At 58.7% G+C, this 14,577-nt stretch carries 14 protein-coding genes; 3 read left to right on the top strand and 11 right to left on the bottom strand.

Annotation, left to right across the window (positions count from 1 at the left end):
- Positions 1-279, bottom strand: a 279-nt coding sequence (locus tag AB5Y97_RS08825; RefSeq protein ID WP_368157254.1) for a transposase, incomplete at its 3' end; no start/stop codon positions are given.
- Between the two features lie 571 nt (positions 280-850).
- On the opposite strand from AB5Y97_RS08825, the gene AB5Y97_RS08820 reads away from it, so the two are divergent.
- Positions 851-1,669 carry an SDR family oxidoreductase gene (locus AB5Y97_RS08820; RefSeq protein ID WP_201945537.1) on the top strand — a complete coding sequence of 273 codons (819 nt, stop codon included), beginning with the start codon at positions 851-853 and terminating at the stop codon, positions 1,667-1,669.
- Between the two features lie 59 nt (positions 1,670-1,728).
- Positions 1,729-2,133, top strand: coding sequence for an acyl-CoA thioester hydrolase YciA (yciA, locus tag AB5Y97_RS08815; RefSeq protein WP_005337875.1), 405 nt, complete (start codon positions 1,729-1,731; stop codon positions 2,131-2,133).
- Here yciA and AB5Y97_RS08810 read toward each other — a convergent pair whose 3' ends face one another.
- Positions 2,134-2,358 (bottom strand): hypothetical protein, encoded by a 225-nt coding sequence (locus tag AB5Y97_RS08810; RefSeq protein ID WP_005337874.1) that lies wholly within the window; start codon positions 2,356-2,358, stop codon positions 2,134-2,136.
- Between the two features lie 107 nt (positions 2,359-2,465).
- Here AB5Y97_RS08810 and AB5Y97_RS08805 point away from each other — a divergent pair, with 107 nt between their 5' ends.
- Entirely contained in the window at positions 2,466-3,311 is an 846-nt protein-coding gene (locus tag AB5Y97_RS08805) for an endonuclease/exonuclease/phosphatase family protein (RefSeq protein ID WP_005350508.1), read from the top strand.
- A 126-nt stretch (positions 3,312-3,437) separates the two neighbouring features.
- On the opposite strand, the gene AB5Y97_RS08800 is transcribed toward AB5Y97_RS08805, so the two are convergent.
- The 9 genes from AB5Y97_RS08800 to AB5Y97_RS08760 form a co-directional block, all read right to left on the bottom strand.
- The gene (locus AB5Y97_RS08800) at positions 3,438-3,701 is read right to left on the bottom strand and encodes a GrxA family glutaredoxin (protein WP_005337870.1); all 264 of its coding nucleotides are present in this window, start codon (positions 3,699-3,701) and stop codon (positions 3,438-3,440) included.
- 126 nt (positions 3,702-3,827) lie between these two features.
- Positions 3,828-5,267, bottom strand: coding sequence for a D-alanyl-D-alanine carboxypeptidase/D-alanyl-D-alanine-endopeptidase (gene dacB / locus AB5Y97_RS08795; RefSeq protein WP_201945535.1), 1,440 nt, complete (start codon positions 5,265-5,267; stop codon positions 3,828-3,830).
- Between the two features lie 112 nt (positions 5,268-5,379).
- On the bottom strand, positions 5,380-7,140 hold the full coding sequence (locus AB5Y97_RS08790) for a DEAD/DEAH box helicase (protein WP_201945534.1): 1,761 nt from the start codon (positions 7,138-7,140) through the stop codon (positions 5,380-5,382).
- A 114-nt stretch (positions 7,141-7,254) separates the two neighbouring features.
- Positions 7,255-8,292: an HlyD family secretion protein gene (locus AB5Y97_RS08785; RefSeq protein WP_201945532.1), complete on the bottom strand. Its 1,038-nt coding sequence runs from the start codon at positions 8,290-8,292 to the stop codon at positions 7,255-7,257.
- Between the two features lie 3 nt (positions 8,293-8,295).
- Entirely contained in the window at positions 8,296-8,634 is a 339-nt protein-coding gene (locus tag AB5Y97_RS08780) for a DUF3302 domain-containing protein (RefSeq protein ID WP_201945529.1), read from the bottom strand.
- Between the two features lie 223 nt (positions 8,635-8,857).
- Positions 8,858-10,279 carry a carbon starvation protein A gene (locus tag AB5Y97_RS08775; protein WP_368157615.1) on the bottom strand — a complete coding sequence of 474 codons (1,422 nt, stop codon included), beginning with the start codon at positions 10,277-10,279 and terminating at the stop codon, positions 8,858-8,860.
- A 140-nt stretch (positions 10,280-10,419) separates the two neighbouring features.
- Positions 10,420-11,124 (bottom strand): two-component system response regulator BtsR, encoded by a 705-nt coding sequence (btsR, locus tag AB5Y97_RS08770; RefSeq protein ID WP_005350523.1) that lies wholly within the window; start codon positions 11,122-11,124, stop codon positions 10,420-10,422.
- Entirely contained in the window at positions 11,121-12,791 is a 1,671-nt protein-coding gene (locus tag AB5Y97_RS08765; protein WP_201945527.1) for a sensor histidine kinase, read from the bottom strand. The genes btsR and AB5Y97_RS08765 overlap by 4 nt, the downstream gene beginning before the upstream one ends.
- Before the next feature lie 353 nt (positions 12,792-13,144).
- Positions 13,145-14,380: an HD-GYP domain-containing protein gene (locus AB5Y97_RS08760; RefSeq protein WP_201945524.1), complete on the bottom strand. Its 1,236-nt coding sequence runs from the start codon at positions 14,378-14,380 to the stop codon at positions 13,145-13,147.
- Positions 14,381-14,577 lie beyond the last annotated feature (197 nt).

The raw sequence follows: 14,577 nt of genomic DNA, 5'->3' as shown, positions 1-14,577 counted from the left end.
TATCTGCTCCGGGCTCCACCACCAGGCGAGTGTCAGCTCGACAAACTGGATGACATCGGCAGATAGCCGAGATTTGGCCGCACTGGCCCGTCGGTGGGTGGCGTGCTGATGCGCATTGTCTGGCTGGTAGCCCTGCGGCCCGGCGTTACGACGCAGCTCCCGGTAGAGGGTGGAGCGATGAACGCCAATGGCGCGTGCGGTGGCAAGGATGGACATCCCCTGTGCGCGAAGCACCGATAACTGGTATCGTTGCCCCTCGGTCAACTGCTGATAGCTCATGGTGATACTGCTTTTACTTTGGCGAGCAGAAGGGTACCACCAATCAGCAGTTGGTCACCTCTCGCCATTCATCCATGAGTGTCGCACTTATTATCTGAATTCCCGAAAGAGGGGCAAGACGATGATGGGCCCTTTTGCCAACCTTGTTTTGATGATGAGCATAAATTGATTCGTTTACAGGGGGGGGATAACGACTTGTGGAGTTGCAGAAAGTGCAAAAATAACTTCAAAGGACCAACTTATGTAGCTCCCAAGAGTAAAGTGAGAACTCGCTCTACTTGGGTGTTTGGAAAGTAATATTTAATGAAATGTGTGTGTGGTAATGTCAGTTAATACTATATTTTTTGACTTTAAATTTTGGCAGGGTATTAATATATGGCGAAAAACTGGAACTAGATTAATAAAAATGAAGTGAGGGGGTATAGAGGCCTGACACTTGAATACCATCTCCATACACTTAATATAAGACGCTCCATTTTGGCGGCTTTTATCCATCTGTAATCTAAGGCTTTCTTTTCCTACCAAGGCAGGTAAGCTGCGGGGCAAATAGCGTCAAGCAGGAGAAGGGACGATGACAGAGCAACATTTCGCCGGGACGATCGGCATTCTGGGGGCGGGTTGGCTCGGGCTGCCGCTGGCGCGGGTCCTGCTGGCGGCAGGCAAGCCGGTAGCGGTGACGGTCAGCAGCGCCGAGAAGGCGGCCCATCTGCGGGGGGAGGGGATCAACGCCCATCCGCTGACGATTTCTGCCCATATGTCGGATGCATGGCCCATCCCCAGCGAGAGTCTGGTGATCTGTGTGCCGCCCAGCAAGACCGATGACTACCCGCAGGCGGTGGCAAAGGCCTGCGCGTTGGCCAAAGCGAATGGCACCCGGCGGGTGCTGTTTGTCAGCGCCACCTCGGTATGGGGCGCGGGGCAGCAGGAGGGTGAACAACCCCAACCGCGCCATGCCCGTGGCGAGCGGATGCTGGCGGCGGAGCAGGCGGTGCTGGCGGCCGGTTTCGAGACGGTGATGATAGTGCGCCCCTCCGGCCTTTATGGTCCGGATCGCCATCCCGGCCGTTTCCTGGCGGGCAAGACGCTCGATGGCGGCGCCCAGTCGGTCAATCTGGTTCATCTGGACGATGTGGTGGCGGCTTGTATGTTGCTGCTGGAGCGGGGCAAGGACGGGGATGTGTTCAACCTGAGCGCGCCTGTGCATCCGCGCCGCGAGCAGTTTTACCCCTTTGCTGCGCGCCAGCAGGGGCTGCCTGTGCCGGTCTTTATCGAGCCTGCCGGTGAATTTCAGCCCATCGATGGTCAGCTGATTTGCCAGCAGATGGGATTCAACTATCGCTGGCCCGATCCGGCCCACTGGTTTGCCGAGCTCGCCGCCTCGGGTAATTGAGGTTTGCCAAGGGGGTGATCGCCCCCTATCATGCCGCCATCCATGAGAGAGAGGCGGTAATGATGGTAGATACAAAACGTCACCCCGATGGGGAGTTGTTGCTGAGAACCCTGGCAATGCCAGCCGATACCAACCCCAATGGCGACATCTTTGGTGGCTGGATCATGTCCCAGATGGATATAGGTGGGGGCATTATGGCCAAGGAGCTGGCAAAAGGACGTATTTGTACCGTATCCGTCGAAGGCATGACCTTTCACAGTCCGGTCAAGGTGGGCGATGTGGTCTGCTGCTACGGCCGCTGCATGAAGATCGGCCGCAGCTCCATGAAGCTCAAGCTGGAGGTGTGGGTCAAGCCGGTACTGCGGGAAAATGATGCCCAGCGTTACTGTGTGACCGAGGGGATCTTCACCTATGTCGCCATCGACGAGCAGGGCAAATCCCGCCCGGTTCCGGTGAGTGCCTGATTAAATCAGCCGGGCATTGATGATGGATATTTCCTGCTCAAGCCCGGTTTTTTGCCGTATCATGCGTTCCAGCATCTCTTCCGAGCCCACATATTGCAGGGTGTCAAACAGGCAGAGATCGCATTGAGGGTCCCGTCTTATCTGATAGACGGTGGCCAGCTCCACTTGATGACAATTTCCTTGTTGATCATAAAACGTCACGTTGTACCGAAGTTCTTTCGCCATGAGACAAGGTCCTTCTGGTTGGGTGGAACAGGGACTATCAGCTTAGTCGGCGTGGATGACGTTTGTGATGGTCGCAACAAAAAGCAAAGGCGGGCGGTTGTTAGCCAATGAAAAATAGTTATCGCATTCTTGGCACCTCCCTGCTGACCCTGGGGTTGGTAGGCTGTTTTGAGGTGCCGGATCAGAACCATCTGGTCACAGCTCAAGGGATTGTGCCGGGACTCGACTGCCAGCGTCCGCCGCTGGTAGCGTTGGCGACCACGGCGCTGCCCCGTGAATTCGGGGTGACGGTGTGGAATCTCTACAAGGGCCAGCGTAAGAACTGGCGTGAAGGGATGGACAGTTATGCCAAGGGGCAGGATCTGGTGCTGCTGCAAGAGTCGGCCACTCGTCCCGATATGCTCGACTGGCTGCGCGCCGGTGATTTCCAGTGGCAACAGCTGCAAGCCTTCACCCAGGGCGGCGTGTCGTTCGGGGTGATGACGGTGGCCAAGACTCCGCAGGCGTTCGTCTGTGGCGTGCGCTCCCCCGAGCCTTTGCTGCGCATTCCCAAATCCGGGCTGGTGAGCCTCTATCCGCTGCAGGGCGATCCTGACGGCGTCATGGTGATCAATATCCATGCGGTCAATTTCGAGCTGGGGATGGCGACCTTCCGCGAGCAGCTCAACGATTTGACTGCGCTGGTGCGCCGCCATCAGGGGCCGGTGATCCTGGCCGGTGATTTCAACACCTGGAGTGACAAGCGCCAGTTCTGGTTAAGCAAATTGGTGGACGAGCTGGGGCTGCAAGAGGCCGTGCCGGTGCCTGATTTGCGCCGCACTGCCTTCGGTCGCCCGCTGGATCACCTCTACTACCGCAATCTGGATTTGGTCGAGGTGAGCTCACCGGCCACCGACAGTTCGGATCACAACCCCATCATTGCGCGCTTTGCCGCCCAGTCTGTGACTCCCTGATCCCAGTCTGTGACTCCCTGATCGGGAATGATGTGTGCGTGTTGCCCATAAAAAAATCCGGCGCCTGATGGCGCCGGATTTTTTATACGATCTGACGGTCAACCCGCTCGGGATGACCCACAGGCATTACTGGTAGAGACCCAGATTCGCTTTGGCGTAGGCTTCGAAATCGGTGCAGCCACCGATGTGCTGCTCGTCCAGGAAGATCTGCGGCACGGTATTGACCGGCTTGCCGGCGCTCTTGGCCAGATCTTCTTTGGTGATCCCTTCGGCATGGATATCCACGTAGCGGAATTTGAAGTCATCGCGCTGTTCGGTCAGCTGCTCGGCGATCTGTACGGCACGGACACAGTAGGGGCAACCCGGGCGACCAAAAATCACTGCAAACATATTTTCTCTCCGTTTTTAAGCCGTTTTTGTATGGCCGTTGATATGAGGCAGGCAACAGCATAGCCCTGCCTCGTGGCGACTTGAAGCCGAAATTATCGATACCGTGATTCGAGCGGGCCTATTGGCTCAGCTCTCATCGGCGATCTGGATCGGCTGCTGCTGATAGATGCTCTCCAGCACCCCCTTCTCGAAGACAGTCCAGGGCCACGGCGCCTTGCTGGCACGGTAGCGCTCATGGGTGGCCGGATCTTGGGACAGGCCACGCTGGAACATTACGAACGCCTTGCGCTGGCCGCCTGCCGTGTCTATAAAGCCCACCAGATTGGAGGTGCCGGTGATGGTGCCGGTCTTGGCGTGCACCTTGTTCTTCATCATGGGGGCTGTGACGCTGCGGCGCCACGCCAGAGTGCCATCCACCTGGGAGCTTGGCAGCAGCTTGATCAGGCCAAGTTCGGCATCATTTTTCTGGATGAAGTTGAGCACCGACATCATCTGACGGGCGCTGATGAGATTGTGAGCGGAGAGACCGGAGCCGTCTGCCAGAGTGGCGTTGCCCAGATCGATGCCGTTCTTGGTCAGGATGGCGCGCACTGCCATGGTGCCACTGCGATAGCTGCCCGGCTTGTTGTAGTAGTGACGGCCCACGGTTTTGAGGAAGGTGTCGGCGTAGAGGTTGTCCGATTTCTTCAGCATCTTGGCGAGCATCACCGGCAGGGAGACCGAGTAGTGGGTGCCGAGGGTTTCAGCCCCCTCAGGGGCCTTGTGGGTGACCCGCAGCAGGCCGTCATGCTTGATACCGGCACGGTTCATCGCCCAGCGGATGTTGTCCCAACCCCAGGCTTCCACATCGTGAATGGCGAAACGCAGTCCCTGCGGCTCCTTGTTCGGAGTAATGCAGCCCTTGAGCTCGTAGAAGTTGCCCTTGGCCATGTCCACTTCCAGCGCGCAGAACTGGCGCGCCATATCGCCATAGCTCATCACTTCCACGTTGTCGGCACCGATGCCGATGGGGACGCCGGTAGCCACATTGCCCACCGCCGGTTTGCCAATCTGGGTGGCAGTGATGGTGCCGTAGGCGCAGTTCTTGTCGATGATGACCGAGGAGACAGGAGCGGCGAAGCAGAGGGTCTGATCCCCCCACGACCAGCCGTTGCCGCGCTCGTAGCCGTTGTAGGCGCCGGTGTTGACGTAGACATTGCCATTGATGCTGGTGACGCCGAGCTGTTTGAACAGGGCCAGCAGATCCATCCGGGAGAGGGTGGGGTCGCCGACGAAGTTGATCCAGATATCGCCGTTGATGGTGTCACCCTGTTTGGCACCGGGTTGGGCCTGAATGTCAGTGGCGAAGCGGAAGTCGGCACCCAGCTCGAGGCGGGCCGCCAGCGCGGTGAGCACCTTCATGGTGGAGGCGGGGACGATCATCTGATCGGCGTGGCGGGCGAACTCGACGCCGTTATTGCCCTGCACCATGATGGCGTACTGGCCACCCTGAGGGGGCGTCAGCGGGGCGGCATGAGCCGCCAGAGAAGAAAAGAGAGCACAAAAACCAATCAACAGCCGCTGCATAACATCCTCTAACGTGACGAAGGGCCCGGCAGTGGTGCCGACCCTGATAATTCAACCCGCCGATGCGGGATCGACGGGATAACGCAATTCATGCCATGTATGCCGGTCGCCATCATGTCATCGAGTTGGCGGTGCGATAGCGACCCTCATAATCAAAAATTTTCTCTTTTATCTGCCAGAAGCGACCCGATTTGCGGGCGATGACAAAATCCGGATGACGGAACTGGCTTTGCGCGGCCAGCACGCTCGCCAGGGTGGCAAATTCGGGCTCCAGCCCCGGGGCTGGCCAATGATGACGCACAAAGTGCTGTTGAAACAAGCGCCGTGCGCCCGGGGAGTGAAATCCGAAGTATTCACTGAGGGTCAGCCCATCCTCATCGTGGTAGGTCACCTCCAGCCGCTCACCCTGTTTGCCGCGCCCTGCTGTGAGGGTCAAACCGGCGCAGCGGATCACCATGCAATCCTTGAGATTGAGCGCCTCTTTGAGCTTGTCGTCAGGGTCGACCAACAGCTGATCGCAGCTCTGGCAGCGGCGGGCGGCGATGTCGTTCTCCGCACCGCAGCCGGGGCAGATCTTGGCGCGAAAGCGGAAATCACACTCCTCGCGGTTACCCTCATCATCTTCAAACAGCCCCTGACAGCGGCGGCCGTAGTGCTCGATCACCTTGCCATCCTCGTCGGTCTTGCCCCAGAAGGTGTTGGCAAAACCGCAGGCGGGGCAGGGCACCTGTACCGGCTCGGTACCGGCGTGGGGGCGGGGCTCCCCCACTTCGGGGGCAAACAGGTTGAAGTTGTTGCCCGCATAGTCGAGCACCAGACAATCCTCCTTGCCCGGCGAGAGGCGCAGGCCCCGCCCGACGATCTGCTGATAGAGCGAGACCGACTCGGTGGGGCGCAGCATCACGATAAGATCGACATGGGGGGCATCGAAGCCGGTGGTGAGCACCGCCACGTTGACCAGAAACTTGAGCTCCCGCGCCTTGAAGGCGTTGATGAGGGCATCGCGCTCCGGCCCCGGTGTCTCGCCGGTGATAAGGGCCGCCAGCTGGCCCCTGGCGCCAAGCAGACCGTGAATTTCGCGGGCGTGTTCGACGGTGGCGGCGAAGATCATCACCCCCTGCCGGTCGGCGGCATACTCCAGCACCTGACTCAGGATATGGGGGGTGACCCGCTGCTGGCGCTTGAGCTCGCCGTTGAGATCCGCCTCGCTAAAGAGGCCGTTCTCCCGCGCCACCAACTTGCTGAAGTCGTAGTGGACGATGGGGGCATCCACCATGCGCGGTGGGGTCAGGTAGCCGTTTTTGACCATAAAGCGCAGGGGCAGCTCGAACACGCAGTCGCCGAACAGCCGCTCGCCGTGGCTTTTGACCATGCCGTGGTAGTGGCGCCGGTAGATCCAGCCCAGCCCGAGCCGATAGGGGGTGGCGGTGAGGCCGAGGATCTTGAGGGCCGGATTGGCAGCCTTGAGATGGTCGATCACCTGATGGTACTGGCTGTCATCATCGAGCGAGACCCGATGGCACTCGTCGATGATGAGCAGCGAGAAGGCGCTGTCGAAGGCATCCAGATTGCGGGCGACCGACTGCACCGAGCCGAACACCACCTGGGCGCTCGCCTCCTTGCGATCCAGACCGGCGGCGAAGATGTCGGCCTTGAGCCCCCACGCCTCGTACTTGGCGTGGTTCTGCTCCACCAGCTCCTTGACGTGGGCCAGCACCAGTACCCGACCACGCGCCTTGCGGGCCAGCTCGGCGATCACCAGGCTCTTGCCAGCCCCGGTGGGCAGCACTACCACGGCGGGATCCGGGTGTTTGCGAAAGTGGCTGATCACGGCGTTGACGGCGTCGGTCTGATAGGGTCTGAGAACGAACATGGGGGCGTGGCATTTTGGCATGGTACGGCGCAGGGTGGCGCCATTATAGGGTGCTTGCCGCCACAAAAACAGCGGGCCGGCATGATGCCGGCCCGCAGGGTGCTTGGTTGCTGATCAATGGAACGGGAAGATGTAGTTCATCCAGCTTGCCATGCGCAGCAGCACTTTGCGCATCACAGATACATGGTGGAAGTACTGGGTGTAGACCGCAGCCTGCCCGCTGGCACCGGCAATCATCTGATACTTGGCCCACTCGGGGTCGGTAATGGAGATGACTACCGGCAGGCGACCCGGACGCACCGCCGTGGTCTGATCCAGCAGACCGGCGTTGGCCTGCACGTTACCGGCTGCAATGGCCGGAACCACGGCGGTCACCTTGCCTTTGAAGATTTTGCCGGGTACGCCATCGATCACCACTTCGGCCTCATCGCCCACCGCCAGTCGCTGCATGCTGTTCTGCCAGAACCAGCCGACGTAGGCGGTGTCATCCTTGTGGATGAAGGTCATCACCGGACGATACATGAAGGGGGTGGCGATCATGCCGGGGCGCAGGGCCAATTGCACCACATGGCCATCGCTCGGGGCATAGACCACGGTTTGTGACTGCTGGTACTTGGCTTCCATCAGCTGGGCCTGCAGATCGTTCAGGGTGGCTTTCTGCTGGTCAATCTGGGCCACAATGTCGTCCACGTTGGCCTGGGTGACGTCGAGGTCACGTTGCTTGCCCACGCCACGGCGCATCAGGTCGCTGGCGCGATCTCTGTCCAGCCTGGCGGAGCGCAGTCTCGCCTCGATCGATTTGAGGTGTTCGCGGTTTGACTCGAGTCGTGCGGTGAGGCTATCCACTTTCAGGCGAAACGGCTCGTCATCGAGGCGAAACAGCACATCCCCTTTTTTCACCGGCTGGTTGGCCTGCACCGGAACCTCAACGACCCGGCCCTTGACCAGCGGCACTATGGGGGTGGAGACGTAGTAGTTACGCGCCATCTCGGAGTAGGGGTGGTTGTAGTTCATCAGCATGATCAGGGTGCCGATGAGCAGCACGCCGCCCAGTGCTGCGGTGGGGACGGTCCACTTGTTGAGCGGGATGCGGAAAATTTTGAATATGGCGACACACAGCGCCGTGTAGGTCAGGATCAGTAGCAGGTCCATGGTTTATCCCTGTTGCTCACTCTCTTCGATAGTGTTGATACGGCTCTTCAGATCCGCCAACTCCTGCTTGAGGGCCGCCAGCTCCTCTTCATCTTTTTGCAGGCGCTGGCTAAAGCCCCAGCCGCGATCGGGGCGATAGATGGTTGCCCAGATCCAGAGGAAGGGCCACAGCACATGCAGGGTAAACAGGCTGACCCAACCTGCCACGTGAATGGCATCCTGATGAGGGTGATTCCGATGTTTGGCAATCTCGTAAGGAATATCGTGGATAACGATGACTCCATAAAAAATGACCAGCCCGACAAAGACGAGCAGACCAAGTGCAAAATAATCAAGGGCCATTTATAACCTCCACTGGCATGACGCACAGCTTAATCATTGGTTCCAACAAGCACTAAAGCAATTAAGAATCACACATTTATCGTCAGTTCGCCCGGAATCTTAAAGCTATTCGCTGTATTGAAGCTGAAGCCGTTCAATAGTTGCATTATTAGTCTTTTTGTCATTAAAAAAGGCGCCATCAGGCGCCTTTTTTGTGCTGCTTTCGCTGCATTTTTTGCTGTTTTTACCCTTCGCTGGTACTGCTGACCAGCGGCTGGCGGAACTTCATCAGGAAGGCCACGGTAATGGCAGCCGTTGCAGTCAAGCCGATGATGGTGGAGGTCCCCATCTCCAGCCCGAACCCGATGGGGGCGTTGGCCAGATAGGTAATCACGACAGCAGTCATGAACATGGCGGGAATGGTGCAGATCCAGTGCAGCTTGCCCTCTTTAATGAGGTAGGCGGCAGCGGCCCACAGCATGATGACGGCGGTGGTCTGGTTGGCCCAGCCGAAGTAGCGCCAGATCACCCCGAACTCAGCCTTGGAGATGATGAAACCAAGGATAAACATGGGGATGGCGATCAGCAGACGCTTGGCCAGCGGTTTCTGGGTCATCTTCAGGAAGTCCGCCACGATCAGGCGAGCACTGCGAAACGCGGTGTCACCGGAGGTGATGGGCAGGATCACCACGCCGAGGATGGCCAGAATGCCGCCGACTGTGCCGAGCAGGCTGGTGGAGACTTCGTGTACCACGGCTGCCGGGCCGCCGTTGGCCATGGTGGCGTTGAGCGCTTCGGTGCTGTCGTAGAAGGAGAGACCCAGGGTGCACCAGATAAGGGCGATGATCCCTTCACCGATCATTGCACCGTAGAAGATGAAGCGGCCGGATTTTTCGTTCTGCATGCAGCGCGCCATCAGCGGTGACTGGGTGGCGTGGAAGCCCGATACCGCGCCACAGGCGATGGTGATGAAGAGCAGCGGCCACAGCGGCAGTTCGGTCGGGTGCCGGTTGGAGAAGTCCATCCCGGTGTTGTAGAAGCCTTTGCCGGAGGCGATCAGGCCAACGATGAGGCCGACCGACATGAAGACCAGCAGGGCCCCGAAGATGGGGTAGAAGCGGCCGATGATCTTGTCGATGGGGACTATGGTCGCGAGGATGTAGTAGGCAAAAATTGCCACGATCCAGTAGACCAGATCGGTGGAGGTGAGGTTGGCGAGCAGCCCTGCCGGGCTCAGCACGAATACCACGCCCACCAGCATCAGCAGTACCACAGCAAACAGGTTCATGAAGTGCTTGGCGGCGGTGCCCAGATGCTCACCGACCACGGTTGGCACCGAGGCCCCCTTGGCGCGTACCGACAGCATGCCGGAGAAGTAGTCATGTACCGCACCGGCGAAGATGCAGCCAAAGACGATCCAGAGCATGGCGACCGGGCCATAGAGGGCACCCAGAATGGGGCCGAAGATGGGGCCAACGCCTGCGATGTTGAGCAGTTGAACCAGATAGACTTTCTTGTCCGACATCGGGACATAGTCCACCCCGTCAGCCATGGTGATGGCGGGGGTTTTTAGCTCGGGTTTCGGGCTGAATATCCGTTCGATGAATTTGCCGTATATGAAGTAGCCGGCCACAAGTAAGCCGACACAGAGGAAGAACCAGATCATTGCTACGCTCCTGCATTGTTATTTTTTAGTGTGCAGAGCGAGTCTAAAACGGTTGCGCCTGACTGGCAGGTGAAACTCCCCGAACGGCGCTTTGGCGCGCCGAGCGGTCGGCGGCTGTGATCAGGCGCACACTCCGCGGCTCAGTCCAGCCCCAGCTGATCTTTAAGCTCCTTGAGATAGCGACGACTGACCGGCACCCGGGCGCCGCTCGGGGTGACAATCTCTGCCAGCTGGTTATCCAGCAGCCGGATCTCGAAGATGGCGTTGGGGGAGACCAGATACTGGCGGTGACAGCGCAGCAGCGGGCTCTTTTCTTCCAGGGATTTGAGGGTGAGCTGGGTGTGGAACAGCTCGCCCTGACAGGCCACATGGACCCCGCCCAGATCGGAGAAGGCATACTCCACCTGCGCGATGGGCAGCAGCCTGACCCGATTGTGCAGATAGCCCGGAATATGTTCGATAGTCGGGGCCAGCCGCTCGATGGGCTGCGGGGAGATATCCTGCTTGAGGCGAGCGAGGGTCTTGGCGAGCCGGGCGGGCTCCACCGGTTTTAGCAGGTAGTCGAAGGCGTTCTCTTCAAATGCCTGGATGGCATATTCGTCAAAAGCGGTGACAAAGACGATGCGGGGCAGGGGGTCGAGCATGGCGACCAGCTCCATGCCGCTCAGCTTGGGCATCTGGATATCGAGGAACACCACATCAGGCTTGAGGCGCTGAATAAGCGGCAGCGCCTCGATGGCGTTGGCCGCTTCCCCCACGATCTCGATGGCAGGATCGCAGGCCAGCTGCTGCCTCAGCTCTTCGCGGGCATAGTGTTCGTCATCGACAATCAGGGTGCGGATCATGGTTGCTCCTTGGGGATGGTGAACGAGACCCGGGTCCATTGTTCAGGCTCGCAGGCAATAGTCACGCCATAGCGCTCGCCAAAGGCGCTTTTCAGTCGCCGATCGACAATGGTCATGCCCAAACCGTCGCCAGCGGGGTGTGCTTGCCAGGTGCCTGCATTATCTTCCACGTGGATAGTGACGCTGGTGGGATGCTCATCGGTCCAGAGGCGAATACGCCCCTGCTCCAGCAGAGTCGAGATGCCGTGCTTGATGGCATTCTCGATCAACGGTTGCAGGGTGAAGCTGGGCAGTCGCAGTGTGGCCAGATGGGGCGGGATCTCGTTTATCACCGTCAGCCGATCGCCAAAGCGGGCCAGCTCGATCTCCAGATAGGATTGGCAGTGCTCCTGCTCCTCCTGCAGGGTCGCAAGGCCGCTCTGTCGCTTGAGGTTCTTGCGAAAGAACAGCGAAAGATGCAGCAGAAGGTCTCGCGCCTTGTCCGGATCACGCCGGGTGATGGCACTGATGGTGTTGAGGGTGTTGAACAGAAAGTGGGGGTTGATCTGGGCCTGGATAAGTTTCAACTCGGACTGCACCAGCAGCCGCTGATGTTGCTCCAGCCGGCCGGCCAGCAACTGTTGTGACAGCAGGTTGGCAATCCCTTCCCCCAGGGTGTGGTTGATCTTGAGAAACAGCCGCTTCTTCGGCTCGTAGAGTTTGATGGTGCCGATCACTCCTTTGTCCCCCTGCAGCGGGATCACCAGCACCGAGCCCAGCTGGCATGCGGAGGAGAGGCTGCAGCGATAGGGCTGGCTGTTGCCATCGGCAAACAGCACCTTGTTCTGGGCGATGGCCTGCATGGTGATGGCTGACGCAATGGGGGTACCCGGCAGATGGTGATCTTCGCCGGTGCCGATAAAGGCGAGGATCTGCTCGGTGTCCGTGATGGCGACAGCCCCCACGCCGGTCTCTTCCTGAATGATGCGGGCAATCTTGTTGCTCGCCTCCGGGGTAAAGCCCTGACTCATGATCCCCACTGTGCGGTTGGCGATATTGAGCGCCTTGGCGGAGAAAACCCGGGAGAACTTCTCATACATCCGCTGCTGGTCGCGGATCATGCTGATGAAGAGCGCCGCGCCGCAGGAGTTGGCCAGAATCATCGGGGTGGCGATGGTGCGTACCAGCAGCAGGGATTTGTCGAACGGGGTCGCCACCAGCAGGATGATCACCATCTGCATGATCTCGGCGTAGAGGGTGGTAAAGAAGGCGATGCGTGGTTCAAACAGGGCATCCGTTCGCCCCGAGCGCATCAGTCGCCAGTGCGCTATGCCCCCGAGCAGCCCTTCACAGGTGGTGGAGATGGCGCAGGCGAGATCGGTAAATCCCCCCAGCGTATAGCGGTGCAGGCCGCCGGTCAGCCCCACCAGAAAGCCCACCAGCGGCCCCCCCAATAATCCCCCCAAGACGGCGCCGACCGCCCGGGTGTTGGCGATGGCATCGTCGATATCGAGGCCCACATAGGTGCCGAGGATACAAAAGCTGGAAAAGATGATGTATATCAGTATCTTGTGAGGTAGTCTCACGGAATAGTTGGCAAGCGGGCGCAGCAGCGGGCTTTTCGAGAAGAGATAGGCGATCACCAGGCTGACGCTCATCTGTTGCAGCAAGGAGAGGACCAACTGCATAAAAAACGCTCCTCATAAGCCAGCTGAAAAAATAGCCAGCCCGTGAATAAGTGTGATCAGGATCTTGTTCTGTTGGCCCAACTGGGCGCAACGGGACGCCAGTTTGCCAGAACAAGTGGATAAAACCATATTAAATCAGCATGTTAAATTGATATTTGTGTAAGCGGCAGCGGGTTGATATTGATGGATGGAGCATGAATGTATCCGCTGGATACGCCACACGGAGGTGGCATGCTCCGCCCAGCCCCTTGGCTGGGCGTTTTTTATACATGATCAGATGGCAACTTGTTGGTGGGGATTCGTGCAATTATTCCGGTTTGTCCAATGAGTTATCCCCAGCTTCTGGGGATAACTCAGAATGCAAAGTAGTAACAGAAGCGGCGGGTCAGATTGAAGAACTGCCGCTGTCCCTCATCCAGTTCCTCCTGTTTGATAAAGGCACTGATGGTGCGTTCATCTTCCCGCAGATCGATCATGGCGACCGCTTCCGGCCGCTGGGCCTTGATATAGGGCAGGATCTTCGGCTTGAGGGGCATGGTGGGTTCGGTAGAGAGCACCAGCGCAATGCTCTCGTCGGAGAGTTTCACCAGGGAGCCCGGTGGGTAGACCCCCAGCACCTTGACTAGCAACTTGACCAGATTCTGGTCGAACTTCTTCTGGGATAACTTGTAGAGCTGGCTGATGGCCTGACTCGGTGCCGCCGGCGTGCCACTGTTGCGGGGATGAAGCAGCTCGTCGTAGAAGTCGACCAGTCCGATCAGCCGCGCCAGCGGCGGGATCTCCCCCCCCTTGATCCCCAGCGGATAACCGCTGCCGTCGAGCCGTTCGTGGTGCAGATGGGCTACCTGACGAATTTTGGGCTCAAAGGCATTGAGTTGGTTCAGCATGTCAAATCCGTACTGGGGATGCATCTTGAGGAAGTTCTGCTCGGCCTTGTTTAGCTCACCACGCTTTTGGGTGATCTGGCTGGGAATTTTCAGTTCACCTATGTCGTGGATAAGTCCCGCAAGTCCCGTCTCCTCAATCTCGATGGGGTTCATGCCGAGTTCGCGGGCCATCAGCATGGCGATAAAGGCGACGTTGAGGCTGTGCTGCAGCAGGATATCGGTGTGGGGGCTGCGAATAAGGTGGAGCCCGAGAGGCCCTTCATGCTGACTGAGGGTGAAGGCGGCATTGCGGACGATCTGGGCGGTATTGGCCAGCCCTTCATCCGGTTTGAGGTTCAGCGCCCCGAGTGCATCGCGCAGCTCGCTCATGGATTGGCCAAAGGCTTTGTCAGCGGCGCGCATGGAGCGGCGAAAGGCCTTTTCGTCAAAGGGGGGCGGGCCCGAGGCAATCAGCTCTTCCAACTCATCAAGGTCAGGCCCGGCATCCGGGATATCGCCGCGCAGCAGCGGCTCGATGGGCAGATCGCTCTTGTCGGGGTCGACCATCAGCAGGGTGAGATCAAGATGACGGAGAATGTCGAGTTGCTGCTGGTCCTTGATCTTGAAGGTATTGAACATAAACGGGTGGTTAGTCCATCCCGTGGGGAGATGGATATAGTGGCCTACTCTCAATTGCTCTATCGAGGCTTGGATCAGTGCCATCGGTTAACCTGCATTTCGTGAATGCCTACTCAACAAGCTAGCAAAATCCGATGGATAGACAACTAAAAATCCATTTCGGGGCAGCGGAGCACCCCGTGCTGTGATGGGGCGCACGAGCGCCGTGCTTCTCCTCTTAATTCGCGCTTAAGTTTTACTTCCTACGCTGGCCCCGTCGTTTTTGTTGGCTTGGCCGGCCT

Origin of the sequence: Aeromonas sp. R10-2 (genome assembly GCF_040908445.1) — a bacterium.
Classification (GTDB): Bacteria; Pseudomonadota; Gammaproteobacteria; order Enterobacterales; family Aeromonadaceae; genus Aeromonas; species Aeromonas veronii.
The sequence above is the reverse complement of the archived record's forward strand: the minus strand, read 5'-3'. Positions and strand labels throughout refer to the sequence as shown.

Coding starts and splice junctions, on each gene's coding strand:
- AB5Y97_RS08820 (WP_201945537.1), top strand. CDS start 851: ATGACAGAGCAACATTTCGCCGGGACGATCGGCATTCTGGGGGCGGGT.
- yciA (WP_005337875.1), top strand. CDS start 1,729: ATGATGGTAGATACAAAACGTCACCCCGATGGGGAGTTGTTGCTGAGA.
- AB5Y97_RS08810 (WP_005337874.1), bottom strand. CDS start 2,358: ATGGCGAAAGAACTTCGGTACAACGTGACGTTTTATGATCAACAAGGA.
- AB5Y97_RS08805 (WP_005350508.1), top strand. CDS start 2,466: ATGAAAAATAGTTATCGCATTCTTGGCACCTCCCTGCTGACCCTGGGG.
- AB5Y97_RS08800 (WP_005337870.1), bottom strand. CDS start 3,701: ATGTTTGCAGTGATTTTTGGTCGCCCGGGTTGCCCCTACTGTGTCCGT.
- dacB (WP_201945535.1), bottom strand. CDS start 5,267: ATGCAGCGGCTGTTGATTGGTTTTTGTGCTCTCTTTTCTTCTCTGGCG.
- AB5Y97_RS08790 (WP_201945534.1), bottom strand. CDS start 7,140: ATGTTCGTTCTCAGACCCTATCAGACCGACGCCGTCAACGCCGTGATC.
- AB5Y97_RS08785 (WP_201945532.1), bottom strand. CDS start 8,292: ATGGACCTGCTACTGATCCTGACCTACACGGCGCTGTGTGTCGCCATA.
- AB5Y97_RS08780 (WP_201945529.1), bottom strand. CDS start 8,634: ATGGCCCTTGATTATTTTGCACTTGGTCTGCTCGTCTTTGTCGGGCTG.
- AB5Y97_RS08775 (WP_368157615.1), bottom strand. CDS start 10,279: ATGATCTGGTTCTTCCTCTGTGTCGGCTTACTTGTGGCCGGCTACTTC.
- btsR (WP_005350523.1), bottom strand. CDS start 11,124: ATGATCCGCACCCTGATTGTCGATGACGAACACTATGCCCGCGAAGAG.
- AB5Y97_RS08765 (WP_201945527.1), bottom strand. CDS start 12,791: ATGCAGTTGGTCCTCTCCTTGCTGCAACAGATGAGCGTCAGCCTGGTG.
- AB5Y97_RS08760 (WP_201945524.1), bottom strand. CDS start 14,380: ATGGCACTGATCCAAGCCTCGATAGAGCAATTGAGAGTAGGCCACTAT.